The sequence below is a fragment of the Fulvivirga ulvae genome, assembly GCF_021389975.1.
In the GTDB taxonomy this organism is placed as follows: domain Bacteria; phylum Bacteroidota; class Bacteroidia; order Cytophagales; family Cyclobacteriaceae; genus Fulvivirga; species Fulvivirga ulvae.
Map to the genome: position 1 here is coordinate 4,877,016 of NZ_CP089981.1, position 26,268 is coordinate 4,903,283.

General features: G+C 40.7%; 20 protein-coding genes. 3 read left to right on the plus strand and 17 right to left on the minus strand.

Annotated elements, in window-relative coordinates; translation table 11 throughout:
- Window positions 1-224: 224 nt before the first annotated feature.
- Together LVD17_RS20685 and LVD17_RS20690 are read right to left on the minus strand one after the other, a co-directional pair.
- On the minus strand, window positions 225-866 hold the full coding sequence (locus LVD17_RS20685; RefSeq protein ID WP_233760913.1) for a DUF6266 family protein: 642 nt from the start codon (window positions 864-866) through the stop codon (window positions 225-227).
- A gap of 178 nt (window positions 867-1,044) precedes the next feature.
- Window positions 1,045-1,479: a DUF6943 family protein gene (locus LVD17_RS20690; protein ID WP_233760914.1), complete on the minus strand. Its 435-nt coding sequence runs from the start codon at window positions 1,477-1,479 to the stop codon at window positions 1,045-1,047.
- 19 nt (window positions 1,480-1,498) lie between these two features.
- On the opposite strand from LVD17_RS20690, the gene LVD17_RS20695 reads away from it, so the two are divergent.
- Window positions 1,499-1,693 (plus strand): hypothetical protein, encoded by a 195-nt coding sequence (locus LVD17_RS20695; RefSeq protein ID WP_233760915.1) that lies wholly within the window; start codon window positions 1,499-1,501, stop codon window positions 1,691-1,693.
- 1,054 nt (window positions 1,694-2,747) lie between these two features.
- Here LVD17_RS20695 and LVD17_RS20700 read toward each other — a convergent pair.
- The 15 genes from LVD17_RS20700 to mnmE form a co-directional block, all read right to left on the minus strand.
- On the minus strand, window positions 2,748-4,847 hold the full coding sequence (locus LVD17_RS20700; RefSeq protein WP_233760916.1) for a Piwi domain-containing protein: 2,100 nt from the start codon (window positions 4,845-4,847) through the stop codon (window positions 2,748-2,750).
- Window positions 4,840-5,757, minus strand: a complete 918-nt coding sequence (locus LVD17_RS20705) for a DUF5655 domain-containing protein (protein WP_233760917.1) — start codon at window positions 5,755-5,757, stop codon at window positions 4,840-4,842. The genes LVD17_RS20700 and LVD17_RS20705 overlap by 8 nt, the downstream gene beginning before the upstream one ends.
- A gap of 5 nt (window positions 5,758-5,762) precedes the next feature.
- Window positions 5,763-6,101 carry a Vch_cass14 family protein gene (locus tag LVD17_RS20710; RefSeq protein ID WP_233760918.1) on the minus strand — a complete coding sequence of 113 codons (339 nt, stop codon included), beginning with the start codon at window positions 6,099-6,101 and terminating at the stop codon, window positions 5,763-5,765.
- A 1-nt stretch (window position 6,102) separates the two neighbouring features.
- The gene (locus LVD17_RS20715) at window positions 6,103-9,774 is read right to left on the minus strand and encodes a DEAD/DEAH box helicase family protein (protein ID WP_233760919.1); all 3,672 of its coding nucleotides are present in this window, start codon (window positions 9,772-9,774) and stop codon (window positions 6,103-6,105) included.
- Between the two features lies 1 nt (window position 9,775).
- Entirely contained in the window at window positions 9,776-11,119 is a 1,344-nt protein-coding gene (locus LVD17_RS20720) for a restriction endonuclease subunit S (RefSeq protein ID WP_233760920.1), read from the minus strand.
- Window positions 11,116-13,185: an HsdM family class I SAM-dependent methyltransferase gene (locus LVD17_RS20725; protein ID WP_233760921.1), complete on the minus strand. Its 2,070-nt coding sequence runs from the start codon at window positions 13,183-13,185 to the stop codon at window positions 11,116-11,118. Before LVD17_RS20725 ends, LVD17_RS20720 begins: the two co-directional genes overlap by 4 nt.
- On the minus strand, window positions 13,175-13,468 hold the full coding sequence (locus LVD17_RS20730; RefSeq protein WP_233760922.1) for a helix-turn-helix domain-containing protein: 294 nt from the start codon (window positions 13,466-13,468) through the stop codon (window positions 13,175-13,177). The genes LVD17_RS20725 and LVD17_RS20730 overlap by 11 nt, the downstream gene beginning before the upstream one ends.
- 119 nt (window positions 13,469-13,587) lie before the next feature.
- A complete protein-coding gene (locus LVD17_RS20735; protein WP_233760923.1) occupies window positions 13,588-15,402 on the minus strand; it encodes a DUF3987 domain-containing protein in 1,815 nt (604 codons plus the stop codon).
- A 3-nt stretch (window positions 15,403-15,405) separates the two neighbouring features.
- Window positions 15,406-16,326: a BT4734/BF3469 family protein gene (locus tag LVD17_RS20740; RefSeq protein WP_233760924.1), complete on the minus strand. Its 921-nt coding sequence runs from the start codon at window positions 16,324-16,326 to the stop codon at window positions 15,406-15,408.
- Window positions 16,313-16,609: a helix-turn-helix domain-containing protein gene (locus LVD17_RS20745; RefSeq protein WP_143400861.1), complete on the minus strand. Its 297-nt coding sequence runs from the start codon at window positions 16,607-16,609 to the stop codon at window positions 16,313-16,315. Before LVD17_RS20745 ends, LVD17_RS20740 begins: the two co-directional genes overlap by 14 nt.
- Window positions 16,606-16,905 carry a helix-turn-helix domain-containing protein gene (locus tag LVD17_RS20750; RefSeq protein WP_143400860.1) on the minus strand — a complete coding sequence of 100 codons (300 nt, stop codon included), beginning with the start codon at window positions 16,903-16,905 and terminating at the stop codon, window positions 16,606-16,608. Before LVD17_RS20750 ends, LVD17_RS20745 begins: the two co-directional genes overlap by 4 nt.
- 231 nt (window positions 16,906-17,136) lie before the next feature.
- Window positions 17,137-18,153: a hypothetical protein gene (locus LVD17_RS20755; RefSeq protein WP_233760925.1), complete on the minus strand. Its 1,017-nt coding sequence runs from the start codon at window positions 18,151-18,153 to the stop codon at window positions 17,137-17,139.
- The gene (locus LVD17_RS20760; RefSeq protein WP_233760926.1) at window positions 18,150-19,244 is read right to left on the minus strand and encodes a site-specific integrase; all 1,095 of its coding nucleotides are present in this window, start codon (window positions 19,242-19,244) and stop codon (window positions 18,150-18,152) included. The genes LVD17_RS20755 and LVD17_RS20760 overlap by 4 nt, the downstream gene beginning before the upstream one ends.
- The gene (locus tag LVD17_RS20765; protein ID WP_233760927.1) at window positions 19,241-19,594 is read right to left on the minus strand and encodes a helix-turn-helix domain-containing protein; all 354 of its coding nucleotides are present in this window, start codon (window positions 19,592-19,594) and stop codon (window positions 19,241-19,243) included. Before LVD17_RS20765 ends, LVD17_RS20760 begins: the two co-directional genes overlap by 4 nt.
- 242 nt (window positions 19,595-19,836) lie before the next feature.
- Complete coding sequence (gene mnmE, locus LVD17_RS20770; RefSeq protein ID WP_233760928.1) at window positions 19,837-21,219, minus strand: tRNA uridine-5-carboxymethylaminomethyl(34) synthesis GTPase MnmE; 1,383 nt, start codon at window positions 21,217-21,219, stop codon at window positions 19,837-19,839.
- Window positions 21,220-21,478: 259 nt separating this feature from the next.
- Here mnmE and LVD17_RS20775 point away from each other — a divergent pair, with 259 nt between their 5' ends.
- Window positions 21,479-24,811, plus strand: a complete 3,333-nt coding sequence (locus LVD17_RS20775; protein ID WP_233760929.1) for a T9SS type A sorting domain-containing protein — start codon at window positions 21,479-21,481, stop codon at window positions 24,809-24,811.
- A gap of 176 nt (window positions 24,812-24,987) precedes the next feature.
- Window positions 24,988-25,923, plus strand: a complete 936-nt coding sequence (locus LVD17_RS20780; protein WP_233760930.1) for an NADP-dependent oxidoreductase — start codon at window positions 24,988-24,990, stop codon at window positions 25,921-25,923.
- Window positions 25,924-26,268: the final 345 nt, after the last annotated feature.

Below are 26,268 nucleotides of genomic sequence, written 5' to 3' on the forward strand. Positions count from 1 at the left end.
GACTTCTGACAGACAGCCTGCATATATTACTTCCCGATACAAAATATTTGAGATAAATATAACTCACTGTTAATCAGTTTGTTGCTTGAGTGTTAGAAACGAATTAGCAACAAATATCATTGACTATCAGCTAAATAAGGGATAAGTAAAGGAAAAATGAAGGGTATGGGCATAAAAAAACCGCCTCACAAAGGAAGCGGTTTTTATCGAAAACATCAATCGCTTTACGCAACTGTTACAGAGCCTAAATAAACGCTGTTGGCAACCTTAGAGCCATCTTCTGAGATAAAACCAAGGAAGGCTTCAACATCTTCTCCAGAGTACTCAGAAGGCACTGAAATCGTTTCTGTACCGGCTGACCTATCTGCACCTGCAGTAGTAAATACTGCCTCATCTCTCGAAGTGTTGATCAGAACAACCAGGGCTTTGTCAGTGGCAAGTGCTGATCCACTGCCTGAATTGTCTGTCCAGGTTACTTGCACATCTCCTGCACCTGGGGATGAAGCTGCACCACCTGCTGCTACCGTGAGGTTTCCACGAGTTACCAATGCGTTGGCATAGTCAATCGTGAAACTTGGATAAGCTCCTGTAATTGCATTATTCAGGTTATATGACATAGCAGCGTTGAACTGTGTCATCTTGTTTGCATACAATTTGAAGCCTACTCTCAGGAAGTCAGTCATTGGTTGCAAGAACCTTAGAACTGTTGAGAATTTGGAACGTTGGTCTACCTGACCTTCTGTTCTTGGGTTGGAAACATTGGCAGGCTTGATTCTCATGTAGTCAATGCCTTTCCATGTACCACCTACGACATTTCCGACCTTGCCGGAGAAGCCGCCTAATACACCTTGTGAAATTTTTCCCATTGCTTTTTAAATTTTACGGGGTTAAACAAATACTTGGACTTGACACGGACTTTCCATGGACTTGCCCTATACCATCTAAAATACTACAAGAAATGAGCGAAGATTCATGCAACGGTGTTGTTGCTTGACTGTGCTTTATTTTGCTTTTGTTGCCCTGTTCTTTTGTCAGGTTACTGCTCTATCCTGAGTCAGTTCTTTTCATCAACTTGTGAAAGATTGCTTGCCTTGCGGTATCGATCATCTTAATAGAGACCTTGATTTTTTCCTCTTGTATTTCCAATAGCCTGAGTGCTTCAATCGCCTTTTCATATGCTTGTTGTTTGGTGCTGGCTTCTGACTCACTTTGTCGGATCAGCTTGCGAGTTTCATCAATGGTGACAAATGGTATAACAGAACCTTTCAGATAGCAATGGAATGATTTTGACCTCCACAATCCAAAGCATAGCCAGTACATAAATTCCCTATCCTCATCATTGAGTGTAAGGCAAACAAAACAATTTGGACAAGGGTCATTCAGTGGTTTTCCACTGTTCAATCCTTTATTCAGGATAAAGAAGTGAGGTTCTTCGTATTGGGTTTCTGGTCTGTGGGTTTTCAAGCGAAAGGTTTTCATATAGCAAGCCATTTGAATTATGCTCGCTCTGCTCCGCACAGACATTTTCAAAAGAGAAAAGAAAAAAGGGAAAAAAAGAAAAGAGAAAGCTCTTGATATGGTGGGGATGGCCGGGTTGTCAAGGTTTTTGAGGAAAATACTACCCAAAGGGTGGAGATTTTTTTCAAAACCCGTAGGGCTTGACCTTGATAAGCCGATTGAGGGTTGGGCTTGAGCGGCCCCACCTAACTTTGCTTGTCTCGTTTTTTTTATTGGTCTGGATTTATTGGTACTTATTTCATTAACTGTCTATCAATCATTAATTGGTCGGGATCTGTGTGTTGGGATGTTGAGCGAAACGCAGGTAAACCAAAGGCGTAGCTACTGCAATGCGAGCCGTCTGCGAGTGGAGCAAGGGTGCTGTAGGTAAAGCCTGATAAGGCGACTACAGCTATGTAGGAACTACACAGGGCTGGCGTGATTTTTTGCTTTGGGGTCGGGAAAGGCAAGTGTAGCGATTGAATGAAACGGAATATTGAAGAACGGTATTTTAAAGGATAATGATATTGAAGTGGAGGTGCAGCATTTGGTATTTTCCAATTTCAACCAAATGTGGGTTTTCAGTTTGAGCATCAATAGCAATCGAATTGTAGTGATGAAATGTGGAGTGTAATGAATGAGCTACTCTTGTGTGGGGTGCTGAAAGTGGCTGAATGCAGGGAAAGAGGAACGATAGACTGAAATGAAGCTACTGTAGGCACTGGATCAAATGCAAAAAGCATGACAGCCCGATCAGCCCGCAGCGACCCGCAGGCGAGCAAAAACACATGCAGCGACAGACCCCCAATTTAACATTGAAGTGAGTACAGCGAACACCTTATTGGGGTTGGGGGGATGAAGTAGCTGCAAGTGAGGATGGAGAGAAGTGTGTGTAGCAAAACAAGTGAACGGCAGGTGGTGAGCACCTACCGGAGCACAAACCACCTGGTAAGTGAACGCTATATGCAAGGGCGACCGTAGGGAGTGTATTTTACCCTTGCAGATATGTTTTTGCGGAACAAAACGGAAAGACTGACGAACACCGCTTTACCTGCGTTGGGGATAGGGTGGGAAAAAGCAAGTGTGTGACTGAATGGATTGAAGTGCAACGAAAAGGAATGAGGGAATACTCTTGCTGTGGGGTGCTGTAAGTGGGTGAATGAAAAGAGAGAGGTACGAACGAATGAAAAGAACCGACTGTAAGCACATAGGTCAGGGAGGGCAAATGTGCGTGGGCTTTCTTGGACTACCTATAAAAACCAAAGATTGTCTTTTCCATAATCGGGGATTTCATTCCCTTCAAAATAGGGTAGCATTTCTGCCACCATTTCAGGGTATTTGATGGTAACAGGTAGGTTCTGTTGTCTTACTGATTTCCAGTACATTCTACTGAACTGATAGACCTGATCAATCAAGTCTTTGACGGTTCTGTAGTCATTCACTAATTCAGGTACGGTGCATTCAATTTTTAGCTTGATCGGGAATGAGAAACCATCATTGAAATTGAACTCTGTTGCTGAGTATCTGGTATTGTTGAACAGTAAAAATCGATTCTTACCTAACTTAATGAATGTGCCACTAATTGGCATGAGTTCTTTCCATCCCAAATCAAATGCCACTATATCAGATGATTCCGTTTTGTTAATTGTAACTATGAATACCGGAATGTCTAAATCAAGCTCCTTCAATCCGTTTTCTATAGGCTCAATTTCTTCTCTGCTCATGCTCTTAAAGAAGTGAATTACCAGCCGTCTGATATTGGAATTGATATTGACATAATCTTTAACTGCCCGAAGGATCGAACCTGCTAATTCATCTGTCTGATCTTTTTGGAAACACTCAAACCGATTGAATTTGCCAGTATTTGAGAAACTAAATGCACTTCCTATGTACTGTACATCTACATCCGTATGCTTAAATGCACCAACACCTACTATCAATTCATTCTTCAGCTTTGTGCCTAACCTCCAAGGTGTGCCTTTGAGCTTTGCCAGAATGGCAATAGCGATATTGGGTAAACTAAAATGGTATTTTTCATTGGAGAGTACCTTTTCAGGGTCAATCACCTGAGAGGAGACACCTTTCTGTAACAATAACTCTTTCAGCTTGTAGTAGACCTGTCTTCTTGATCTATCCGATATGTGTTTGGATACTGGCGTAATATAAATGGCCAAATATTGAATATCTGAATCAAAGTCTTTATCAGTGATGGCCTGGTATATTTCTGGCCAAGGATTCTCACGGTCTTTAAATACTACTGCGTGTTCTTTATTGGGTTGGTATGGTACGTGGACAAACTGAGTGAGTCCTTTAAACCCGGGTTGAGTACCATTAAAATATTTATGCATAATGGCACCAACATTCTGATCATCTTCATGCAAAATGAAGAAGAAGTTGATTTTGACAATTGGACTTAAATCAAATGGCCCATTGTCCCGAATGCCATACATTGGGATTTTACCTGTCTGCTTTTTGCCAAATACGAGTTGATTGCTGCTCTTATAGACTTCTCCAACTCTCTTGGAATCTACATAAATGAACCCCTTAGCATCAATTGGAATAATGCTTTTGAACTCATTCGTATTCAGGTAGTTCCTGTAAAACTTGTCAATGGCTGTTTTGAACTTCTTGTATCGGTTTGACTTGTCGGGTGCTTCTGTTTCCTGGAGTAGGGCATCTCTTATGTCAAAATTCCAAACAGGATAAACCTTGTCGTATTCTCTTCTTCCATCATCTGGTAACTCTTCATATCGATATAGCCCTTTATTGTGAACTACCCAATTGAATGCCTCAATGGGGACATCTTCTAACAGACCTGATATAGGAGTCTTAAAGATTTTAGATTTTCCTTCAAATGTTACTAATAGTTCTAAACTTCTTGTGGCCGTCTTAAACTGTACTTTGAGAGAGAAGCGATCAAAGATTTTGTAAACTCCGGTTGTGTCTTGTTTGTCACTTGCCAGCCAAATTTCTGTATCACTTATGAAGTTGGGTTTTACCAGAAACCCTTTTGATTTGAAATGATTGTGAATTAGAGAGTTGTAATAGCGTTTTAGTACTGATGATGAAAAAGTAGAGTTGTCTACTGGTACGCTTTTTTCTTCTCCATCTTCAGTAACTATGGTTTGATATTCTGGTGATGTGGGTTTGAGTACTGCTAAAAAATCAGGTCTTTCCTCTGTAAATGAAGTGTAATAATGTTCCTGCTCTCCATACTTTTCAATCACCTCAGTAGGAACTAAGGTTTTGTGAATCCTTGTGAGGTTCTCTTGTTCCTGATCCGTAAAGAAGAAGACTTGTTCTTCTTGTGGGTGATTGAAGGTGAGTATGTTGAATAAGAGTTTAGCCATTATTTGATAACGTTTCTTTCATTAAACTAAGAATGTATTCCAACTGGCTGTCGTCTTTCATATCAATTTCATAGTCTCCATATCCGTAGTGACCTTTGTTTGATACATCATAGGCAATGCCTTTGGGTTCATTGATTTCACCCCATTTGGCATTGAGCCAAATCTTGATATTCTTCTTTTGTAAGTGCAGGTAGCAGAAGTTCTTTTTGTCCTTTCTGAATGCGATATACATTTTCTGAGGTATCACCTCTATGTCATCCGCAAGGGTGATGATTCTATTTCTTACTAACTCGTAGAGTTCTTTAATTTCCTCTGTAGGCTTAATGAGGTGGTCTTCTTCTGTATAGACCTTTATTTCGTCCTGTACTGCCTTTAGTTCTTTGTTTTGCTGTGTTAGTGGTTTGATGCTTTCTGCTGATTTGGACTTCTTTATTGGGGTAATAGAAACCGTATCATTTTCAAATCGCTTAACCTCCCATAGCTCAATGGCAATATCTTTGAAATTGGTCGCCAACTTTTGGTTTTCCGTGAAGCTGGTAGATACAAAAACTACTCTGGTCTGAGACCAGTCTACTTCATCTCTTTTTAGTTGCTTCTTTAGCGATTCATTGTATTCTACGATGAAATCTGCTTTGTTCTCCAACATTAAACTCAGGTAAGTAAAGCCCTGATCCACTACGCTTATGTTCTTATCTCTTTTGTATTCAATGATGATGAAAGCATTGTTTTGAGCATCATACGCCAAAGAATCAATCCTTTTGTTTTTGATAGAGAACTCAGACTTTACCAACTCCAATCCCATGATGGTATTGAGGTTGGATTCAAAGAGTTGTTGTATTTCCTTTTCGAGTTTGAAAGGCTTCTCTTTGATCTGTGTGATTGTTCCGTTCTTGTTGGCGTATATTCCCATAGTCTCTAAAGGTTTTCGAAAAATGTCTTTACATCTGACAGAGGAGTAGCATTATTGAACGTGGTGATCACATTGCCTTGAATGGAACCCTCTCGTACCTCTATATTTCCAGTATCATGATTATAGGCAAAACACAATGTCCTGTTATCAACCTGCAGCCACAATACATTCTTCATTTCTCCTTCTCGTGACATCACACGAATGTTGTCTGTTGTTCTCCAGATTATACCTCCAGCAATAGCCAATGCTATTTCATTTACATTGTGAGCATGGTGATTTGCTCTGTCAAGAACTCCTGATATATAGGCTCTTAGAATCTCAATATTGTGAATTGTTGTTGCCATTTTAATTTTCGCATTGATATTGATTCCAGTAATCATTTAGTGTTCCATCAGGTATACTACCGTTTAAGCTATGTACTCTTCTTAATTCACGACAGATACACTTTTTTACTGCTTCTGTAGCCTCATCTATCTCATCTGGCAAGTATTCGCCATCTGAATTAATGACTTCTCTGTACCTATTTAAACACTTATCAACCCTTGACTCAAACGTGTCGAGTATATCTACTGGAATAAGTGTTTGTAAACGTGAAGCCTCTTCCTGAATTGCAGGAGATGATTTAAGTGCCTCCACTTGGTTAAATGCCTCTTTTGCCCTTGCTCTGTCCTTAAATTTGAACCAAAGGTCAATCGCTTGCATAGTGGCTGAAATGCTCGCAATAATTGTGTTTGCTTCCATATTGATTTTTATGTTTAATGTTCTTTCAAAGTCATCACATAATTGATTTAGGTTGTCCTTGGTTTCTCGTAGAAAGAAGTCGCCTAAGTCTTTGTTCCTGATGGTGTATTTCCTGTAAAGTCTGGAAAAATCTGAGTAAATCTCTTCTTGTGAAAAGGCTGAACCATCATCATTGATTTTAGCGATCAAACGCTGACCCGTTTCATCTGCTTTGATGAACTCAAATAACCCACTGATTTTACTTTCGAAATCTGCAATCAATTCGGCAATAGCCTCTTCTTCCTGATTCCGTTTTTCAATGACCTTTAGAATGTTGTATTTGTACTTATTCGGTTGGTCTGAACTTGTTGGGTTTGGGTTCTTGGGTTTATTTGGTTTGTCTTTTGGTTCTGCTGGGGCTACTATTCCAATCCTGTTGTCAAAGTATATCTCTACATCATCAATAATCTCATCTTGCTTATTGATCTGATTGTAAAGCATATTGTATTTCTGCCAAAACTTTAGTCGTAAATACTCACTGTATTTCGGGTCTAAGTCAATAACGAACTCTATCAGATTTAGGATTTTGAAGTACTTCAGAACCTTCTCTTTTAGCTTTTTTGCTTCCTCTTTGGAATTTCTTATATAGTTGTCTAATCCATCTTCAATTGCCCGAATCAATGTAATGTCGGGGTTGTCAGTCTGGTACTCTTTGAATTGAGGGAAATGCTTTGTGAAAATGGAATGAGTGTTTAGCTCTGCATATAACTCTGCCAGCTTATCTTCATCACCCAATGGGTCAAAATCCGATACTACTACATTACTGAAATGCTCAAAAGCTGCCTTGATATTCTTAACATTGACATTCTTGTAGGAGAAATCAACAATCTTACAATCGTTTTTGTATTTGGTAGTCCTGTTTACCCTTGAGATGGTCTGAATGGCGTTGATGCCTCTGATCTCCTTGTCTAAGAATAAAGTATGCAACTTGGGTTCATCAAAACCTGTCTGTAGTTTATCTACGACTATGATTAACCCATTCTTCTTGATCGCAAAGTTCTGTAATACCTTTTCCTCACTTAGCCCACCATTTAGACTATTGGAGCTTCCGTGTTCCTGGCTGTCCGAGAATACAATGTATATCGGAGCATCAGCAAAACGCTCATACTTCTTTTGCTGGGTGAGTTCAGCATAGTATTTCTTGATAAAACCTGCATACTTTTTGGCAGCAGGGATAGAAGAAACCGCCAACATACCTTTGGCTGAACCTCTGATGTTGTGATAGACGGATGAAAGGAGTCTTTCAACAACGAATTTCGAAATGGCTTCAATCCTTTGAGTATTGAGGTATATTTTCTTCTTTCTTATGGCATATTTCTTTCCAAACTCATCTATGCCAGTATCCGTATTGTCCGGTATTTCGTCAAAGCCATATCCAAGGTCACGTTCAAAGCCTTCCAATTCATTATCTGGAATTTCAAAATACATCTTAGCTGAAACTGGAACAATCCCTTTAATGGGGTTTAAGATGTAACCATCTTCAATTGCTTCACGCATGGTATAGCTATCGAAGGGTATCCAGATTTTTTCTGATTCTGCATATTTGTTGAACTCACCAAATCGGGCTAATGTATGATCGCTTGGTGTGGCGGTGAAACCGACAATGAGGTTCTTTTTAGTGTGCTGTTTTTTGTACGCTTCACTTTGATCAAAGCTGCTTTGCAGCTCATCAAAGACACTAATCATCTCTTCATGCTGAACACCACTATTGCTTCTGTGGATCTCATCAATCAGGAATGCAATACGTAGCTTGGAGAGCTTCTTTACTACTGATTCATCCAGGATATTATCTACAGAGGTGAACTTTTGTAGGTTAACAACTACCAATCGTTTATCGCTACTCAGAGCAGATATAAATGATTTCTTATCGGTTGCTTCTATGAACATTCCTTTTTGGATGTTCATGTTGTGCAGTTTAGAATCTAATTGATCTCTAAGCTGCAAACGGTCAACCACTAACATCACTTTGTCATACACATAGAGCCCCTCTCTTCGAAGGTCTTTGAGTTGCAAGGCTGTCCAGCCGATAATATTACTCTTACCAAACCCTGCTGCATATTGTAGCAGGAGGGAATAAACTGTTTTATTGTTTTGGTACTTCTGGCGTTTGGCAATGAGTTCTTTGGTTTGGTTCTCACCAATGCCCTTTGCTTTTAACTCAGCCTCTAATTTATTGATGAAGTAGTCTGGTTCATCTTCATGCTCCAGAAACTCATTGATCTTAGAAAGTACTTTGTCTGTTCCAAACTTTTGCTTTGGGCGTGGTGCTATAAGTCTACCATCATTGTGCTTGTATTCTTTGGTTTTGCTGCCTTCCTTTTTGATGAGTTCACGTTCTATGAAATTGTAGTAGAGAATTTCTTTCTCTATCATCTTCTTATCGTAGAGTGCCTTGAACACCTCCTCAAATCGCTCGGTTTTTGTGGCTTCTCTGTTACGAAGTGGGTAGGGCTTGAAGTCCTTTAAAACCTTCTTTTCATAGTTTTCAAAATCATAGCTACCACTGGCAACCGTGTTTTTGATTTCATCAAAGTGATTGGAAATATTTCGGATGACATAAGTCTCTGAAATATCTGTAGAGGTAATGTGTATGGCTTTCTCAAATACTTTCAGGAAGTCCTTTCGGATGGTTTGTGAGAAGTCATTTTTATCCGCAATGGTCAGGTATTCCTGTACTGCATTCAAGTAGTCTTTGCTTACTTTCTTTCTGCCGTTTTTCTGAGCCGTTTGGTTTGTCCAGTTGCTTTTTAACTCACTGTATCCTAAAAAGATACCGTTCAGGAAAAAGGACAAATCAGGGCGAAATGAAAAATGCTGCTTGCCCTCATAGCGAAAGATATAGGGCAACTCCTGGACTACCGAGAATATGTTTTGGTCAAATAACTTGTCTTCTTCAAACTCACTACCGCTCGGGTAAAAGAGATGCAGCTTGATTCCTTCAAATGTGACGGATTTATTGGTATTGATGAAAATAGCCATGTTCATGGATGACTTTATTTTTTCATCCAAGAATTGGCAAAAGGCGTTTAGCAGGTCTTTTTCACTTGGGAACTTCTTTAGGAGCTTGCGGTAATTGCTTTTATTCAGGTCTGTTTCCGAAATGAAATGCTTTAGGTCTTCTGTGATGAAGAACAAAGGCGAAACGGTATTTGCCTTTGCTTCCTTGTAGCGAAGGCCGTCAGGTCTTTCGCAAAGGAAGTTGACGAGGTATTTATCTTGTAGGTCTAATTCATTCATCTCAGTCCTGTGTTACTTTTATTTTGCCTGTCACCACATCATTGATAAGCGTTTTTCTCAGCTCTTTAAGTGTGATGATTTGGGTCTGTATATTTTTTATAATCTTGGTGATTGTATCGAGTTTAGAATCCAGAAACTCGACTATTTCTTCTTGCTCTTCTTTGGTGTCTGGGATAATGACTGTAAAGTCATTGACCTTCTCCATTTTCAAATTAATTCTCGTGAATCCTTTACCTTCTATGATTAGGAGTTGACGGTAATAATCTGAGAGCAGTAAATAATTCAAAAAGAAAGGATTGCACTTGCGATGATTCAATCTGTAACCCTTACAAAAACTATTTAGGTAAGTTTCTTCTATGTCCTCTGCTAATGCTGCTGTTTTACCTATGTCTTCATATCCCTCAGAACTCATTAAAAAGAAAAGGTCTCCTTTTCTGACTTTATTCTGTTTTTCGTTTTCGCCAATTACAACAGTGCCTAAATGATCTTTTTTCAGGTAGGTATTGCTGGCAATGTTGGTAAATGGAATGAAGCCTTTATTGTCAGGGTTATTGTCCTGGTTGAAGTCATCACCACTCTTTCCTGATAGTCCACTGTATAGCTTACCCAAGTCCTTTAATCTGTAATTATGCCAAGAAGCAGGGGTCTTAAACCCCAGTTCGTTTTCCTCCAGTACAACAGATTTTTTTAAACCCTTCGTTACCGTGTCATTGATTAAGCTATTGCTCAGTTCCTGATAGTAGGTGATCTTCTTTTCTAAAAGTTCTACTTTCTTATCAATGGCTCGGGTTTTGGTATCAAGGTAATTTGCTATCGCTGTTTGTTCCCTCAATGGAGGAAAATGAATCTGCAAGAACTTGATAAAGTCTTGATTCATATTAGGCTGAGATGCACCTACGTTGATAGCACGTATGCTGTCATATTTGTAATTGAACCAATACAGCAGATATTTCGGATAAATACCTTTTGGTTTAAGCATTACACATGATGCTTGGTTGGTAGTAAAAGGAATATCAATCAGCCCAACAGTTCCTCTGGTTTTACCCTGACCATACATTGCGATTGCTAAACTACCTTCTGGATATATTTTTAAGCCAGATTCTGCTAATGCCTGATCTGTTATTTTAACCTTGGTATCAAGTACAATGTCATTATTTAAATCTGAAGTATTTAACCAAGGTATTTTTCCATTATCGTAGTAATTTGGATTTGATGATTTAGGAGTAGTTCCACTGCCAAAGTCTCCAAACACATCCTTAATTCTCTTCGGTTTCCAATGAGATGGCAGTGAACCTAACCATCTATATTCTTGATCAATGAACTTTTGTTGGATTGAATTTTTCATAAAGCCAAGTCATTTTCAAGATTTGCCAACTCACCTTCTAAGGTTTCCAGGTCTGAACTTATCTGAGGAACTTCTCTCAGTATTTCAGGCTGATAGAAAACCTTATTAAAGTTTACTTCCACACCGATCACATTGTCCAGGTACTCGAAAGGCTTGGTGATGTATTTAGCCATAAAGTCAGCAATCCATTGAAGGTTCTCTGCTTCATCAGGAGAGTAAGGAATAATCTCATAGTCTTTTTGCAGGTCTTTGGTGAGTTCTGCTGTTATGACAATACTGGCTTCTTTGGTCTTGGTGGCTTTCTTGTAACTGGATTTGATAACTATTTTACCACAACCTATTTCTGTTTGCTTGCCGTCCGTTTCTTCTATGAGTGTATCCTTGTCGCTATCATACCAATAAGTGGATTTTTCAGTCTGCACTTTCAAGGTTTGTTCCTTGTAATCCAATGATGCAATCATTGGTTTTACTTCCTCGTCAAAACGCTGCTGTAGGTTTTTGTATGTGGCTTTGTCAAAATCAGTGATCGTAAACTCAGTGATCGTAATGTTCTCCTCACTCTCAACAGTAATCTGAGTAGGAGATAGCTTGATTGATTTGGCTTCAACTTTTCCACCTTCTTTGTTTTCTTTCACCGGCATTTCAATGTGCTTTCCATTTTCATCCACATTAGTGAGCATGATACTCTGGCGGTTGTAGTAGAAATGCCACTTGTCAAATACCCTGGTAAAATGGTTATCCTTAAACTCCGTGAAAGCCTTGATGATCTCTGCTCTGTTGTCAGGATTCATTTGCTTTCGCTTCTTACCCTTACTTTTCTTTAGAGGTTCATACAGCTCACTTGCATTGACGAGTATTACTTTGTCCTTTCTGTCGGCAGGTTTGTTCTTATTGAAAATCCATAGATAGGTATAAATGCCTGTGTTGAAGAACTCATCCGTTGGCATTTGAATGATACCTTCTACCCAATCATTGTCAAAGAAGTGCTTACGTATATTGCTTTCACCGCTACCTGCATCACCACTAAATAGCGTAGAGCCATTATGAACAACTACGGCCATTCCTTCGCTATTCAGTTTCCAAAGAATGTGTTGGGTAAATAGGAATTGTCCGTCAGAGATAGAGGGAAGTGAAACGAAACGATCTGTCGTATCATTCTTGATGTCTTTGGCATATCCTTTCCAGTCCACTCCATACGGAGGATTGGCTACTGCAATGTGAAATTGCTTGTCAAAGAACTTACCTATTTCTGTGAGGGTGTTTCCGTACTCAATTAGTGTGTCCTTCCTAAAACGGCTTTCAATCTTTGCCAGTGCAAAAAGTGCATCACTCCATTCTTGCCCGTAGGTAGCTGTAGGGCGATTGAACATTTCCTGTATTTTATCCTCTACACCAAAAAGGAGGTTTCCACCCCCACAAGTCGGGTCATAAATGGTAAGGAACTTGCCATTGTCTTCAATCTTGGAGGCGATCAATTCAGAAATCAAAGAGATAATATCATCAGGGGTATATTGCTCCCCTGCGGTTTCTGCTGATATATCTGCCCATCTACGTTTGATGTGTTCTTCAAGCGTAGTGATTTCTGAGTTGTTGAAAGGCGTCAAATCAACTTCACTCCATGCCTGTACCGTCTCGAATAAGATTCGTTTCTTTTTAAGCTGTCCGCTAATGCCCGATATGTCCAGGAACTTTTCTTCTTCCGTTCCTTTATCCACACCCAATAAGTATTTGGTTTCCGGATCGAATGATTTCAGGTATAGGTGAAAATCAGAATCAAAGGCTTTGTCATTCTTGCAAATGTCTTTGAGGGATTTGCCCTGGCGAATGATGTAATCATTATAGCCAAGTCCAGCAAGCTGAAACTCTTCTACAAAATCATCAATGTTATCCTTTCCAATTTCTTCTTCAAGTCTCTGGGCTTCCCTGATCAATCGGCTCTCTACCATGAGCAAAGCGAAATAGGGCATCATGTATTTAGGGAAATCACTCTGCTTGATTCCTGCACCTATGAGTAAGTCGGCTGTACGCCAAACATCTGATTCGTATTTGAGGATGTTAATGCTCATTTTTTTTAATCTCTTTTCTTATTATTTCTAAAGCCTCATTTGCCTGAGGCTCGTCTTGTATCACATCTTTAATTCTGTCTGCCAACCAAAGAATTGTGAGATCCTTTTCATTGGCATGAAGAGCAGTGGCAATCTTTATAATATGCTCTCGTTGTGCTCTTCTCTCCCCACGTTCCAATTTGCTCATGAGAGCTGTATCTACATCAATCTGGGCTGCTACTTGTCTGAGTAATAAGCCTTGTGATTCTCGTAGCTCTCTAAGTCTAGTACCGAGATAGTTCATTATCTTTTTATTGACTTGTCACTTTTTGTCAAATATAAGAAATCAAAAGGTTAGAAAAAGAAAATAAAACCATTAAATACAAATAAGGATTCTCAGGAAACTGAGGATACCAAGGACCATCAGTCCTTAGCATCCTGAATATCCTCAACATCCTCAATGGAGGTGTTGATATAGTTGTCCTGAGATTCACGATGTACGAGACCAGACTTGCAGAAATCGGTAATGTACCCTTCGGCAGTTTTGTGAGGAATATTGAGCTTGGTAGCTGTCTCTAAATACTTTTGCCTATTGAAGCGTTTGGGTAGCTGAGATAGAAACTTCTCTTTCCTGTTTAGCCGTTTTGGTTTGGGTGTGTCCTCCGGGAGTTCACTAAACACTTTGCTGGAATGTTTGATCAATACCCGAATCATGGCCAGTGCAGTTTGAAAGTCTCTTTCTTCACAAATCATCTTAGATGATGTTTCGCCCGTCTCCATGATCCGCAAAGCGGAGAATATCATACAGAAACGATAGGCAATTAGTCCCAATCTTCGGATGGTCGCCATGTAGTCAATGCCCTGAATGCTCATGTATTTTTCCTGTACCTCACCAAAGAACGTATTGAATTGATCCTGTTGATCGGCTGAAAGAAAGAACTGAATGTCTTGGCTCATCTTCAATGAACTGTAAAGGGTAAAGAAGTCATTTCCCAGAGCATCAAAATAGTCATCCAATCCGTTCGTAGTTTGCGAAGCAAACACGTTCTTCCACACAGGGCGAACATTCATGTAATAGAAGATGAAACGGCTGAATAGCCCGTTTTCAGCATTCGGGATGAGTGCTGATACCTGCTTGGGCGTACCAGACAAAACCGTAGAAAGGCAAGGGCTTTCTATGTCTACATATTCACGATCAGTCCTACGGTAGTAGGAGATGGTTTCGTGGTGAAAGGCTTTTCTAAAGCCGTCACTGTAATTGCCATAATCACTCTTGAAGGCATGGGCTAATGTGTCGCCCTCAGTTTCAAAGATGAGTCCTTTGCCATCACTATCACCCAATAATTGATAAGCTCCAGTAGAACTATTGTTTGCAGGGATAAAGAGCATTTTTTCAGGTGGCTTGGCTGGTTTCTCAATTCCTTCAATTTTACCTTTATTGGCATTGTACTCTGCTAACTCTAATTCATAATGTTGTTTGTGTGCTTTGGCTTGTTCCCGAAACTCTTTGTGAACAGGATTGACCAATTGCCTACAATGTACCAAACGACCTTTCCCTGCGGATGCCTGGGCGGTAATGAATAGAAAGAGATTGGCGTAAACTCTTTTGCCATCATAGATGCCTGATACTTTGGGTAAACATGCACTGATCGCTGCAAGTGATCCAAGCAGTAGTATATCTCTTTCCTCATCAGAACTGGCAACCTGTACCACCTTTTGCAGAAACTCAGGAAGTTCAGGAAATAGGGATTTAGGAAAGGTGGGCATTTGCTCAGGTTCGTTTTTAACCTCTGTTATTTGGTCGATGGATGGTTCTCGACCTACAGAGCTATTGGTGTGCTTCCTGATCTGTGGCTCTGCTTTTGGAGAAGCCAAAGGAATGCCAGCTTGCTTGGCATGATAAAAGAAGGTTTTCAATGAAACGCCCTGACCATTTGCTTTTAGGCAGTTGTCAAACTGCTTATCGCATTCCTGTGAGGAATAATCAGGATAGAACTGACTGATTCGGTGGAATAGGTTTCTGCCTGACTCACCAAACTCATCTGCAAAGGCAAAGCCGATGTTTACCCAATCGCTATAAGCGGAGGTAATATCTGTGCTATTGGATTCTATGTATTGAATGATTCTTTCTACTTCCTCCATTGAAGTAGTATTCTCGATATGTGTTTGCTCTATAACTTTTGTTTGCTGCTCTGGCTTATCCAGCCATTCCAGCGGATTGAATGTTTTTCGCTCCATAACCTATATGTATTTTGGGTTGATGAATATGTCTTTGTCGTGGGGTAGGAAACATGCTCTGGAAATGTCCTTGCCCGATTGGTCTATTTCGATTTGGTAGGTGTGGGAAACGTAGTTTGCCACTGCCTTGAAATAGTCCTGGTGTTTTGCCTGAGTCAAGTCAATTGGTATCACCCATTTCAACCCATCACCTGAAGGAGAGATAAACAACAGCTCCGTTTCAAAGTAATGGTCATTGAGCAATGATGCCTTGAGTGTAGCAATGTCCTGAATGTGGTCAAAATCGATTGTGAGCAAACCAGAATGCTTCTGGAGGTTTGCGTCATTCCTCTTAGAGAAAGTGCCTGAAAAGGTCACGTAATCGAAATTGAAAGCCTTGTATTTCCTTGCTTCCTTGATTTCACTCATGTTGCGAAGTGTACTTGTACACGTAGCAAAGTCATTGCCTTTAATGAGGCGGTACACCTCAATTAAGGAGACTTGGCGAGTGGGTTTGATATTGGTAACAGGCTTTTGAAAATAGCTGAATACTGGTGGTGTGGGCTTCTTGATCTCCTGAACAACAACCGTAGGTTGTGACTCTACCTGATTATAAAAACCTCTCTCTTTACCAATTCTCAAATAAAGCTCTTCATTGATCTTATCGAGAAGGGCTTGCCCTTCGAGTTTGAAATGCAATGAAGCAAAATCGAAGACATTGCCATCATGGATTGCATCTTCTTCGTCTGTGTGGCTTGCCACATTGTCAACTACCTGGACCATCAATGTAGGCTTGTCCTCATTGAATGGGTTCTTGGTAGGATTACAGACCCTTCCCGAAAGGGAAAGGACTGTTTCACCTTGATAGTACTGGCGTAGCACATAGGCACATATGTTCAGCCCGTAGTGTGTCTTACTCAATATGGCCTCTCTACTGATCTCCATAATGCTTTGATTTTGAAGGTGAGTAGTTAGAATCCAACAGAGCTTCCATATCGGAAACCTTGTAATAGAACTTTCCATTGATTCGGCTATAAGGGAGTGTGCCGCTATCCCGAAGGGATTGCAATGTGCGTTTGCTGATATGCAGCGTTTGCATTACATCCTGTCCATCAATCCACTCATCATTGAATTGCTCCAATCTGGAGCGATGAGAATTGAGGAGGTAAGCCTTGATCGTCTTTACGTCCTGAGATAGTTTCAGGAGCATATCTAATACCTCAATCATAGCTTTACCCTCCCTTTCTTGATTAGGTAGTCTGCTGCTCTTCGGTCTATTTCTTCCTGAGTGGAATTGCGGTTGCGAAGCAACCAGCTTTCTAACTCTGTTCTCTTGAAATAGAGCTTTTTCCCGTTGGGCTTGTAGTGTGGAATATTCCCTGCACTTGTCAATTTGTACAAGTGAGATTGTGAAAGCTCCAGATACTGGCAAGCCTCATTGAAGTTCAAAACTTCTTTCGTGTAAATCCCCTGGCTTTCAATCATGCGTTGGAGATTATCAAGACGTTCTAATATTTCGTCCATGATTTATTCTGTTAAGAATTAATGAATGGACTCTTGGCCAAAAGTCATATCCGATTGTCGAATACGATGCTAAAGTAGAAGCTCAAAAAGAGCGTTTGGAGGCTTTAAAGCGTGGTGTAGTGTAGAGTGCAGAGTGCAGAGTGGGAGACAAAAAGAGAAAGTCCACTTTTTGGGAAAAAGAGGACTAAAGAAAAACAGAAAAAAGATAACAGGAGTATAGTGCAGAGTGAATCAAATAAGGTGGGCTACTACCTTTTCAATCGTGTCACCTGTTAGGTTAGGTCGCTTTAGTGACCTAAACTTTGACCTTTCGAACGGGTTGCCGTCCGCATCAACAAAGCATTGGCAAGTCACTTCCCATTGCTTTTGTCTGAGGTCTTCCACCAGCTTATGGTCTGAGTAGATCAATTTGATGAAATAGAATAGCTCACTGATATTACCTGTCCATTGCACAGGGGTTTTAACCTCACTGCCTGAGAATACTTTTTTGAAATTTACCAGTGTGGTGTGCTTACTGATTAGGTTGTTGAGTTTCAAACTGTCCCAAAGATCAGCGAGTTTGTCGGGGTTGGTATTGAATTGTTTATAAGTAAAGGAATAAAAAGAACTTGGAGTTTTGGACTGTAGTCGTTTTGTCTTGGGTTCTGGTTTGGCTTCTATTTCAATTACCTGAATCTCTTTGATGAAGGTTTCATCCGGTACGGGTTCAAATAGTAATTGTGTGTAGAAATCCTGAACAATGAGTTTGTCTTCAATATAGCTACCGAAGGCTGCTTGAATCTCCAAGTATAGCTGCATGTATGCGAGCTTCAATAGTTGGATAATGAATGTGTTTGCCTTGTGAGTTTGATCCAATTCGAAACTGGCTTTCTTCGGATCTATGTAGGAAAGGGCATAGTCCTTTTCTTTAATGAGCTTTCCAATGTCTTTTAATCGGGTCTTAATGCGTTTGTTGAGTGTGTCTTCCAACCAATACTTGATCAATTTCTCGTTATCATCCTCCTGAATCAGATTAACGATTTTGGTGCATTCCTCTTTGGTATTGTTCAGGATGAGTTTGTTGTAATACTTGGTTTTGTTGTCGGTAGGTCGGAGAAAGTCTATTTCATATTTGAAAGGATAGTCCGTACTCACGGACCTGACGGTGGAAATCTTAGAGGCAAACTTTTGATCCAAGCTGTTTTGATCTAACCAGGGGCGTAGCTTCTGGTAGAGAATGTCATCAAGTATTTTGGTTTGGTTGCTCATAAGTCGAGTTGGATTTTATTGGCTGCTTCTTTCTTTTTCTCATCTATGATTTTTGCATAGACCTGTGTTGTTTTCAGTTCTTTGTGTCCTAAGAGTTTGGAAACTGTATAAATATCCGTACCTGCTGAAAGCTGCAAGGTAGCGTAGGTGTGTCTGGCACAATGGAAAGTGATCGTCTTGGAGATTCCGGCTTTCATCATCCATTGTTGTAGTTTCAGGTTGTGCCAGGCTGAATACTTCAACCCTACAAATACCCTGTCCTCTGGTTCGGTTCTATCTCCTAAAAGTCCGAAGGCTTGTTCTGAGATAGGGAGGGTTTCTGCTCCCTTGGTTTTTTTCTGCCTGAATCGGATATAATAGCCGTTTTCCTTAGAGTGCTGTACTTCTGACCAAACGAGCTTGTTTATATCTGACCAACGAAGGCCAGTAAGGCATGAGAATATGAATGCGGTTTTGAGTTGTGGAATTTCACATTCTGTATTGGCTGCAGCTTGCAGCTCTTCCATTGTCAAAAACTCTCTTTCTGGTTCGCCTTGCTTAAAAGCGTCAACTCCTTCACTCGGATTGGTAGGTAGTATTCCGTCTTTTACTGCTTGCTTCAATGCTGCCCGCAGTTTATTGAAGTAGGAGTACTTGGAGTTTTGAGATAGTTTCTGATTGCCGTGTGCTATGGCTTTCTTGTCAAGGAAGTATTTGAAATCCTGAATAAACTGCCTGTCTACATCAGAGAAAGTAACCTCATAGGTGCAAAACGCCTTTAGGTGTTTGAGCATGCTTGTCCAATTGCCGTAATTGCCTGGGCTGTCTTGTCTTTGGTTTGCCAGCATTTCAATGTAAGCCAGAAAGCTGCCTTTCATTTTCTCATTGTCACGGAATCCATACACTCCGTTTTGGATTTCGATTTGTCGCTGTGCTCGGATAGTCTCTGCCAGTTGTAGCGTCTTTTTATTGACTTCCTTTTCTTCCCTGGTCTTGGCTTTGGGATCAAGGTAGAGCTTGAGGTATTCGGTTTTACGTTTCCCTTTGTGGTAGTAATCAAGGTATAAACTTGTTTTGCCTCCCTGATTGCGTTTTCTGAGTGTTACTTTCATGCCTGAAACAGTTTTTCGATTTCTTCTCTCTTGATGATGGTACGGCTACCAATTTTAGCTGCATTGATTTTGCCGTCTTTGATCTGACGGTAAAGGGTCATTCGGCTGGCTCCAAGTAGTTTGCAGGTTTCTGCAATGCTGAGAAACTCTTTGTCTTTGACTTGTTCCTGATTGTATTCCTTTTTCTGAATTACGGTAGGGGCTACTTCCTGTACTTTCTCATCTCTCTTGCGTTTTTTGTAGGCACGCTTAGCACAGGTGTCACTGCAGAATTTAGTAACAGTAGTCTTAGCGATAAACTCGTTACCGCAGTGCTGACAGATTTTAGGAACTCGAATGTTGCTGCTCATGATGTTTCCGTTGGAGGCTTGATTATGTATCAGAGTGTATCCCTTTGTATCAGGATGTATCTGTATGTAACATAATCTCCCCAGTCCTTCAAATATTTGTTGCTAACAACAAAATCAGAGCTATTAGCAACAAATTAGTAACGAAAGATACGAAAATAAGGGCAAATTAGCAACAAGAAAAAGAAGTAAAAACCCTATAAAAGCAAGTAAAAGAAGGGTTTAGCGTACTATCTGAAAAGTAATTACTTTCCGATACAAAACTTCGAAAATATATTTGCCAGAAGATCGTCAGTGGTAATCTCACCGGTAATCTCACCAAGATAGTGTAATGACTGGCGGATATCCATTGCCAGAAAGTCTCCTGTAATATTACTGTCCAGACCGTTTAATACATCCATGAGCGCATTACGGGTTTTGAGCAGGTTGTCGTAATGGCGGATATTGGTCACAATAGTATCACCGGTTTTGAAGTTGTCGAGGTTTACCACTTCCAGGATACGGTCTTTGAGTGCATCCAGGTTTTCTTTGGTTGCTGCGGATATCAGTACGGAGCCGTTGATTTTCTTAATGGCGGCTTTTAAGTCAGGCTGAGCTCTGTCTTCTTTGTTGCCCACTACTATAAAAGGTATGCCGAGGTTTTCGAGCTTATTGATGTCACGGTTTACATCCACCAGGTTGTCATTGGCCATATCAATCATATAAATGATCAGTGAAGCTTTTTTCATCTGTTGCTGAGTACGTTCGACGCCAATTTTTTCAATAGTATCTGTAGTTTCGCGAAGACCCGCTGTATCTATAAAGCGGAAAGCAATACCTCCAAGGTTAATCTCATCTTCAATAAAATCACGGGTAGTGCCGGCAATGTCTGAGACAATAGCCTTCTCCTCATTAAGCAGGGCATTGAGCAGGGTGGACTTGCCCGCATTGGGCTTGCCAGCAATAACCGTAGGTACGCCGTTTTTGATCACATTGCCTAGGTCGAAGCTATCGATCAGTACATTGATCACTTTCAGAAGGTTATTAATCAGTTGCTTGAGATCATCGCGGTCAGCAAATTCTACGTCTTCCTCGCCAAAGTCCAGTTCAAGTTCTATCATAGAAGCGAAGTGGATCAGCTCTTCACGCAATTGGCGGATCTGCTCAGAAAAACCACCACGCATTTGGTTTAGTGCTGCTTCGTGGGAGGCGGCAGAATCTGAATTGATCAAGTCAGCGACAGCTTCGGCCTGGGCCAGGTCAAACTGTCCGTTGAGGAATGCTCTTTTGGTAAACTCACCGGGCAGTGCCAGACGCGCTCCGTTGGCAAGCAGTACCTTAATCACCTGCTTTACAATGAATGGAGAGCCATGGCACGAGATTTCTACCACATTTTCTTTAGTGAATGATTTTGGGGCTACAAACAAGGATACCACCACTTCATCTATGATTTTATCATTATCCCGGATAGTACCGTAATGTAAGGTGTGAGATTCCTGTTTTTCGAGGTCTTTACCTTTGAAAACTTTGTTGCAGATCTTTATAGCGTCGTTTCCTGATAGCCTGATCACTGCAATGGCGCCTACACCAGGGGCTGTTGCCAATGCTACAATAGTATCCTCTGTCGATCCGATATGTGGTGTGCTCAAGTCTTTCTTTTTTTAAATTTTCAGAACAAAGTTACAGTAAAAACTGAAGAAGTCGGACTGCGTTACGAAGTAGTTAAAGTATTGATATTCTATCGTTTAAATATCACAATAAATATTTCTTGAGCTAATTTCGGATATATAAATTTATTATTTATTTGTTTAAAAATTGTATAATATGATTATATTTTTTTAATTTTATTTAAAATCATATTATTATCTAACCTTTCCGAGAATGATATCTAACTAAAAAACCAACAAAATGAAAAAATTGGCTTTAATTATCGCATGCGGTGTGTGCAGTGTTTGCGCGTGCCTGTCAGTTTATGCCCAGGATCCTGTGGCAGTAAGTTTAAGTATTGACGATGGGGGCAAAATTCGGCCCACAAATGTGCGGGTTCAGTTTGAGGTTGAAGGGAAAGCTCAAATTGATTATTTAAAAATCAACAGTGCAGGTAAGTATGCTGCTACTAAACTCGGCTATGATGAAAATGCTGTTTTTAAAGAAGTTGCAGACTTGAAAGCAGGAGGCTTTCAGTTTTTGAAAATGACTTTGAAGGATCTCGGGTCAACCAATTGGAACCAAATGATGCTCAGCCTGAATGAAGAGTACCCCAACCGTAAGGTTATTATTGGCAACTACATTGCAGGTGCGGAAGACCTGGGAGACGGCTGGTTCCGGATTAATATACCTCTTAAAGACTTGCAACCTGTGGCGCCTATCAGCCACATGGTACTTCCACATGCTTTCAACGCCAACATAGGCATAAGGGATATCACCTTTACAGGAGATAAAGAGCCTCTGCAATGGTTTGGCAGCGAAAAATTTGACAATGCCCGAAAAGATAACCAGCCAGCTCAAAGTGAACTGATATTTGCCAACGATGGAGTATTTGTCGATGAAATAAGGCTTAAAATGTTGACCCAGGGAAATGACCTGATACAAAGCTCAATGCTTTATCATTACTTTAATCCTGCTTTATTGCAGGGCGAAAACAAAATGTTGGGTGTAGTTACTGACAAATCCGGCAATACGTATTACTCTGACACTGTAAATTTTGATTTGCCCAATGGGCTGACGTATGCCGTTCAGCCTGTTAGCTGTTATGGAGGCGTTGATGGAAGCATCGATATCACTGTAGAAGGAGGTACACCTCCATTTACCTATGCATGGAGCAATGGCGCAACTACTGAGGATGTAACAGGTTTGGCGGCAGACCTATATAGCATACAAGTGACTGATTCACTTCATAAAACTATTGAAGCAACCATTGAGGTGCAGCAGCCAAATAGCATGAGTGCAGGACTCTCCAGGGATCATTGTTACGATGATCAGGCTTTTCTAAATGTCTATGGAGGCAGCGGCTCTTACCACTATAGTGTAGACGGAGCTGCTTTCGAAAAATTGGGAACTGTTGACAAAGAGGAGGTTTGGAACTTTCAAAACAGCAATATTAGCAGTAGGGAAGGCTATATCTGGCGCACAACAGGCATAGCGGAGGATGGACACAACAACGTGTATTTTGCAGGAGAATACAATGGGCTGCTTAAATTCGGTAGTCACTCGGTAGGAGGAATAGACAAAAAAGGTAATTATTTAATTAAAATAGACTCTGTTGGAGGGTTTGCATGGGCAGTTTATTCGGAAGATAATGAACCCAATGAATATCGCCGCAGTTTATCCCCGGATATTACTGTAGACCAGGAAGGCAATAGTACCTTTATTATTGAAGTAAATAGTAATTATATTTCCCTGATCCCATCCGGCATAAGATTAGCCAAAGGTTCATATTTAGTCCATCATGATCAGAAAGGTAACTTGCAATGGATAAAGGAGTTTGGCGTTGGCCTTAGCCATATAATAACCGATGCATCGGGTAATATATATGCTGTCGGGCGACAGTTTTATTCTACCACTACAGGAAATGGTGTTTCTGATCTGTATATGGCAAAGCTTAACCGGGCCGGAGAATTGCAATGGAAGAAAGACATTTCAGGAAAGTTAGGGGAAAGGAACAACGATATTTTTATTGACCTGGGAGGAAACATTTTTATCGTAGGAGGTTTTTCAGGTGACATAGATTTTGGAGGTCTGAAATTGCAGGCATCAGGCCTTGACGATGCCTACATAGCTAAGCTTAATAATGATGGGCAAGTATTATGGGCCCAATCGGGAGGTGACTCGAATAATGATGATACCGGATATACTATTACAGAAGATGGTAAGGGGCACGTGTTTGCCACAATTACTTTTAATGGCAACCACGGTAAATTTGGAGAATACATTTCATCCCAGGCTGAGCAGGTACTATTGATGCTCGACAGTAAGGATGGCACCTTTCTTTGGGCAAGGCCATATTTTGAAGCGGGATTCCTGGATGTGGATAACGCCTATGGCCTGGTTACGCTGTGGGACAGGATTTATTTGTCAGCGCAAGGCTTTACTTTAATCCTGAGAGAAGGAGAGGATTTTGACCGTTTTCGCTATTATGATAACGTTTTATTCGAATTCGATTATTCAGGAGACCTGCATTCGTTAAGGGAGCTGGATGAGTATGATTATGAGAATAACAATAATACGCCCATTGCGACTACACGGGATAACCATCTGCTTATGAAAAACGCTTTGGGAGGAGCATCTATTATAAAATATGGAGCTCCCATGAAACAATCTATACCCATTGCTCCCGAAAACCAGTACATTACAGTCAAGGATGACAATGTCTGTTCCTTTACCCTCTATGACCTTACCTTTGAAGATTTACCACCCGCTCCACCTTCCATCTGCTATATCACATCTGGACACAACGGCAACAACTTGTACTTTACGTCGGGTGAGCAAAATGAGCCTGTAGTTGCCTACAATATCTACAAGGAAACATTCGCAACTGGTGAATACGAACTGGTCGGTTCGACAGGAGAGGATGTATTTGAGTTTTTAGACTCTACGGCCATTACCCTCGAAAGGGGCTACCAATATGTAGTAACCGGTATCGACGGCTGTGGAAACGAATCAGCTTTCGGTAATCCCCACCGCACCATGCACCTTACGGTAAATGAAGGCAACCTGGGGCAAATCAATCTAATTTGGGATGGTTATGAGGGTTTTGATTACAACAGCTTTAAGATTTATCGCGGTTCGTCACCTGCCAACATGGAGTTACTGACCAGCGTACCCGACTATCTCCATACCTTTACAGATCTGGATCCTTCTCCATTTACACTGTATTATCAGATAAGGGTCGAAAATGACGGCAGTTGCTCCGCAGGTCAGTCATTAAATATGGCAGGTCGGCACGCTGAGGAAGGTACTGCCATGGAAGTTACTTCAAATGTAGCAGCCAGCTTTAAAGAAGCCGGTAACCTAACGTTTTACCCCAATCCCGCACATGACCGCATCAGCGTCACGTTCAGCCCCGATGGAGACCAGTACCAGATGCAAGTGATCGATCTCAGTGGCCGCGTAGTAAAGCAAATAGACGGAATATTTGACAGAGCCGTTATAGAACGCGGGAACTTGCCGGCGGGTATCTATAATGTGGTGCTGAGTAAGAGTTCTGGAAAACGATTACATGGAAGAGTGGCATTTCGGTGATCAGTAAAAATGTAGAGAGTGAGCTGTAAAAAGTGTACTACGAACAGTAAACTGTGAGTTTAAACCGAATAATTACAGATTAATCATAACCATACCAAACATGAGCCTGTTAGTATTCAGGTGCGAGATATCTGTTCGCGCCTTCTTGTTACAACTAACCATTAAACAATTATTCTATGGAAGCTGCAATATTAGAAGAGTTTGGAAGCAAATTGTCTGTAAAAGAGCAACCTACGCCTGAACCGAAAGAAGGGGAGGTGCTCGTGAAAATTAAGGCCTCCGGAGTAAATCCCGTAGATGCCAAACTGGCTCAGGGGTATATGAAAGATAGGCTACCTCATGAATTTCCCATGATTCTAGGGTGGGATATGGCCGGCATAGTAGAAAAAAGAGGCCATGGAGCCAGGAGGTTCAGTGTTGGAGATGAAGTATTTGCATATGCCCGCAGGCCGGAGCTAAATAATCATGGTACATTTGCAGATTATATATCTGTTCCCGAAAGCTATCTGGCCAAAAAACCGATAAATATTAGCTTTGAGGAGGCTGGGGCCATACCTTTGGCTGGTCTCACTGCTTACCAGTGTCTTTTTGAAGTAGGAAAGGTCAAGCTTGATGATACGGTAATGATTTTGGGAGCATCAGGAGGCGTAGGTTCGTTTGCTGTGCAGATGGCCAAGTATGAAGGAGCCCAGGTGGTGGCTGTTGCAAGCAAGGAAAATCATGATTACCTCAGAGAACTTGGTGCTGACCATTGCCTGGATTATAAATCCCAGAAAATAGAAGAGGTAATATGGGACATAGTGCCGGATGGAGTTGATCTGGTATTTGATGCGGTAGGTGGAGGTGCCACACTGCAAGGTGCCCGAAGCTTAAAAGAAGGCGGCCGACTCATATCCATCACTAATCAGGGGGACGGACTTCCTGATCATATCAGATTCCATTTTGTATTTACAGAACCCAATGCACGCCAGTTGGATCATATCAGAGAAATGGTTGAAGCCGGTACATTAAAAGTTAATATTACTAAAGAGTATAACTTGGACAATATCAATGATGCCTTTAAACAAATAGAAACAGGGCATACTACCGGGAAGATTGTCGTTAAAATGTAGCGGTACAATATTTTATTTTTAAAACCTGCTGCTAAAGAGAGTTTCGTTTTTGAAACTCTCTTTTTTTATAAAGTTTGGCACAACTTTAATATCTGTTAAAACATACAGCAAGGGCATATAATTTGCAATTCAACCACAGAGAAAAAGTGATAAATACAACGCGAGTCGCGTTCTCGATATTTTTCTTCTTAAATTTAATATATAGTCCAAAACCTACATTAAAATAGTATCAGGTAGAAAAAACGTGATGTGGATTTTCTGCGGCAAACTGAGGTGATTTTGCCAGAGATAGAAAATTTTCTAAGTTCTGTAAGTGCTTGATATGTAGAAATAAGCGAAGCGTAA

Excerpts from the sequence above, each read along its gene's own strand:
- LVD17_RS20685 (WP_233760913.1), bottom strand. The coding sequence starts at position 866 with ATGGGAAAAATTTCACAAGGTGTATTAGGCGGCTTCTCCGGCAAGGTC.
- LVD17_RS20690 (WP_233760914.1), bottom strand. The coding sequence starts at position 1,479 with ATGAAAACCTTTCGCTTGAAAACCCACAGACCAGAAACCCAATACGAA.
- LVD17_RS20695 (WP_233760915.1), top strand. The coding sequence starts at position 1,499 with ATGCTCGCTCTGCTCCGCACAGACATTTTCAAAAGAGAAAAGAAAAAA.
- LVD17_RS20700 (WP_233760916.1), bottom strand. The coding sequence starts at position 4,847 with ATGGCTAAACTCTTATTCAACATACTCACCTTCAATCACCCACAAGAA.
- LVD17_RS20705 (WP_233760917.1), bottom strand. The coding sequence starts at position 5,757 with ATGGGAATATACGCCAACAAGAACGGAACAATCACACAGATCAAAGAG.
- LVD17_RS20710 (WP_233760918.1), bottom strand. The coding sequence starts at position 6,101 with ATGGCAACAACAATTCACAATATTGAGATTCTAAGAGCCTATATATCA.
- LVD17_RS20715 (WP_233760919.1), bottom strand. The coding sequence starts at position 9,774 with ATGAATGAATTAGACCTACAAGATAAATACCTCGTCAACTTCCTTTGC.
- LVD17_RS20720 (WP_233760920.1), bottom strand. The coding sequence starts at position 11,119 with ATGAAAAATTCAATCCAACAAAAGTTCATTGATCAAGAATATAGATGG.
- LVD17_RS20725 (WP_233760921.1), bottom strand. The coding sequence starts at position 13,185 with ATGAGCATTAACATCCTCAAATACGAATCAGATGTTTGGCGTACAGCC.
- LVD17_RS20730 (WP_233760922.1), bottom strand. The coding sequence starts at position 13,468 with ATGAACTATCTCGGTACTAGACTTAGAGAGCTACGAGAATCACAAGGC.
- LVD17_RS20735 (WP_233760923.1), bottom strand. The coding sequence starts at position 15,402 with ATGGAGCGAAAAACATTCAATCCGCTGGAATGGCTGGATAAGCCAGAG.
- LVD17_RS20740 (WP_233760924.1), bottom strand. The coding sequence starts at position 16,326 with ATGGAGATCAGTAGAGAGGCCATATTGAGTAAGACACACTACGGGCTG.
- LVD17_RS20745 (WP_143400861.1), bottom strand. The coding sequence starts at position 16,609 with ATGATTGAGGTATTAGATATGCTCCTGAAACTATCTCAGGACGTAAAG.
- LVD17_RS20750 (WP_143400860.1), bottom strand. The coding sequence starts at position 16,905 with ATGGACGAAATATTAGAACGTCTTGATAATCTCCAACGCATGATTGAA.
- LVD17_RS20755 (WP_233760925.1), bottom strand. The coding sequence starts at position 18,153 with ATGAGCAACCAAACCAAAATACTTGATGACATTCTCTACCAGAAGCTA.
- LVD17_RS20760 (WP_233760926.1), bottom strand. The coding sequence starts at position 19,244 with ATGAAAGTAACACTCAGAAAACGCAATCAGGGAGGCAAAACAAGTTTA.
- LVD17_RS20765 (WP_233760927.1), bottom strand. The coding sequence starts at position 19,594 with ATGAGCAGCAACATTCGAGTTCCTAAAATCTGTCAGCACTGCGGTAAC.
- LVD17_RS20775 (WP_233760929.1), top strand. The coding sequence starts at position 21,479 with ATGAAAAAATTGGCTTTAATTATCGCATGCGGTGTGTGCAGTGTTTGC.
- LVD17_RS20780 (WP_233760930.1), top strand. The coding sequence starts at position 24,988 with ATGGAAGCTGCAATATTAGAAGAGTTTGGAAGCAAATTGTCTGTAAAA.